Annotated in this window: 2 protein-coding genes; both read right to left on the bottom strand. The window is 66.9% G+C overall.

All coding sequences use genetic code 11. The annotated features are described in order from the left end of the window. Window positions 1-2,598: sarcosine oxidase subunit alpha family protein (locus EN906_RS29420; protein ID WP_127375573.1), on the bottom strand; the 2,598-nt coding region annotated here is incomplete at its 3' end. Then, window positions 2,595-2,861: a sarcosine oxidase subunit delta gene (locus EN906_RS29415; RefSeq protein ID WP_127272032.1), complete on the bottom strand. Its 267-nt coding sequence runs from the start codon at window positions 2,859-2,861 to the stop codon at window positions 2,595-2,597. The genes EN906_RS29415 and EN906_RS29420, both read right to left, overlap by 4 nt. Window positions 2,862-2,883 lie beyond the last annotated feature (22 nt).

Raw genomic sequence — 2,883 nt, 5'->3', positions numbered from 1 at the left:
GTCACGCGAGGCCTCTTCGGTGAACAGCGAGCGGCGGCCGACGAACTCGGTCTGGCGCTTGACGCGCGGGCCGTCGACGCCGAGATCGTGCGGCAGGGTGGTGCCGTCAGTGTCCTTGCCAATGACGATAAAGCCTTTCTCGGCGCGCAGGATCATCAGCGCCTCCAGGCCGATGACGACGGCGTCGAACGCCTGGCCCGCCTTGCGCAGATGCGCCCATAACGGCTCGGCGCGATCGGCCCGGATCGAAATCTCGTAGCTCCTGTCGCCGGTGAAGCTGACGCGGGCAATGCGGACTTCGTTGCCGGCGTAGGTGCCATGACCGATGGCCATATGCGGAAGATCGGCGTCGCCGAGCGAGAGACCGAGATCCAGCGCTTCGAGCAGTTTTCGGGCGTTCGGTCCTGAAACTGTCAACGTTGCCATGTCCGATGTGGCGTTGTGAATATAGATCGCGCCGCGTCCGAAGCGGTCCTGTCGCCATTCCTCCAGCCGGGCGTGAACGGCAGCGACATGCGAGGACGAGCACGAGACGACAAAGCGATGCTCGCCCAGCCGCACCAGAACGCCGTCATCAAAGACCACGCCGTTCTCCGACAGCATGAAGCCGTAGCGGCAGCGGCCCGGCTTCAGCGTCGACATGGTGTTGTAGTACAGAAAATCCACGAATGCGGCCGCCTGCGGCCCGATCACCTCGATCTTGCCGAGTGTCGAACCGTCGAACAGCGCGACCGACTGGCGCGCGCGCCGTGCTTCGTCCGCGATCGAACGCTCCGCGTCAGCGCTGCCGCCATAATGGGCAGGGCGCAGCCAGCCGCCATATTCCTGGAAGACAGCGCCATTGGCGCGATGGACGTTTTCGAGCGGCAGCCGGCGCACCGGCGCCATCAACTCGCCGCCGCGCGCGCCGGCAAAGCTTGCCAGCGGCACCGGGGTGAATGGCGGACGATAGGTGGTGGTGCCGACCTCCGGCACCGTACGCCCGGTGATACCGGCCATCAGCGCCAGGCCGGGCAGGTTGGAGGTCTTGCCCTGGTCGGTTGCCATGCCGAGCGTGGTGTAGCGCTTCAGATGTTCGACCGAGACGAAGTTTTCGCGCGCTGCCAGTTCGACGTCCTTCACCGTCACGTCGTTCTGGTAATCGATCCAGATACGGCCTTTCGAGCCCGGAATCGGCCATGCCGGGAGAATGCCTCCCGTCGCCTCCGGTCCGGTGCTGCGCGGTAGGGGAGCCTTCGTCTGGCCGAGGGGTGCAAAGGCGGGGCCGGCGCCAGCAAACACCTCCGACAAGGAGACCGCGCCGGCTGCGGCGCCGATCACGGCGATGCCGTCGACCGGATCGCTTGGCAGGAAGGCGGCGCGCGCATCGCTCCAGGCGAGCTTGCCCTTGGCCTGGCCGAAGAGATGGATGGTCGGCGTCCACCCGCCGGAGACCAGGACGCAATCGGCATCGAACCTCGTGCCGTCGTCGAGCGTCACGCCGTCGACGCGCAGCTTGCCGCTGGCGGATGCGAGAGAACGCCCTTTGATCAACCGGGCATTGGCCGGCGCGGCAGGCGTGCCGTTGCGCCGGATGTCGACAAGCCTGACTTCGGCGCCGGCCTCGGCAAGCGCCCCCGCCACCTCATAGGCGCTGTCATTGTTGGTGGCGACGACGATGCGGCGGCCGACCAGCACAGCGTGGCGCCGGAGATAGGCGAACGCCGCATCCGCCGACATGATGCCCGGCAGATCGTTGTTGGCGAAAGGCAGCGGCCGCTCGATGGCGCCGGTCGCCAGCACGATCTGGCGCGGCCTGACCCGCCACAGCGTATCCGGCCGGCCGTCGAAATGGCGCTGATTCAGACCGACCAGATTGTGGTCGTAGATGCCGAAGGCGGTGGTCGAAGGCAGGATGAGGTGACCGCCAGCGACAAGCTCGGCAATCGTCTCCTTGACCCATACGGCCGCCGGCTTGCCGTCGATCTCCGCGGCACGATGGCCAAGCGATCCGCCGGGGCTCTGCTGGTCGTCTATCAATGTGACAGTCAGGCCAGCACCAGACGCCAGCCTTGCCGCTGCCAGCCCGGCCGGTCCCGCGCCTACAACCAGCACATCGCAATGATGGTTGATCTGGTCGGCCATGCCGGGCGAGGTCCAGTCGGCATCGACCGTGCCCAGCCCCGCCATGGCGCGGATGCGCGGCTCGAACCTGTGCCAGTCCGGCCACATGAAGGTCTTGTAGTAGAACGCGGCCGGGATGAAGCGCGCAAAACGGTCCAGGAAGGCGTGGCGGTCGGCCAGTGCGCTGGGCGTGGCATTGACGCTTTTCGCCACCAGTCCGTCGCGCGCCGGCTCGGTCGTGGCGCGCGTGTTGGGCGTCGCCCACAAGCCGCCGATATCGACCAGCGCGTTGGGCTCCTCGACGCCGGCGCCCCATATGCCGCGCGGCCGGTGGTATTTGAAGCTGCGGCCGACGACCGCGACGTCACCCGCCAGCAGCGCCGAGGCGATGGTGTCGCCGGCAAAGCCCTGCACGATGGTTCCGTCGAAGCTGAAGCGGATCGGGCGCGAGCGGTCGATGGCGCTGCCGCCGGTGGCAAGACGTGAGGCGGTCACGCGGCATGCTCCCCGTCGAGAGCGGCCGAAGACAGCACCTTGTGGGTGACGGTGTCCCGCTCCATGACGAAGAACTCGCCGCAAATCATGTGGACCCAGATCTCGCGCGCCGTGCCTTTCGGGTTGCCGCGCAGATAGAGGTAGCCAGCCCAGCGATCGGTCGGCACGTCGATGCCATCCGGCCTGACATTGCCGGCATCGCCGCCATAGTGGAATTCGGTTTCGTCGCGCGGGCCGCAGAATGGGCAAGGAAAGAGCTGCATGGCAAACCTCTAATGCGCGATG

This window comes from Mesorhizobium sp. M7A.F.Ca.CA.004.06.1.1 (genome assembly GCF_003999135.1).
Lineage (GTDB): Bacteria > Pseudomonadota > Alphaproteobacteria > Rhizobiales > Rhizobiaceae > Mesorhizobium.
Note: the sequence above shows the minus strand (reverse complement) of the source record. Positions and strands in the feature narration are given on the sequence as shown.

What these genes read in the sequence shown, in the direction of transcription:
- EN906_RS29415 (WP_127272032.1), bottom strand. Translation starts at nt 2,861, where the DNA reads ATGCAGCTCTTTCCTTGCCCATTCTGCGGCCCGCGCGACGAAACCGAA.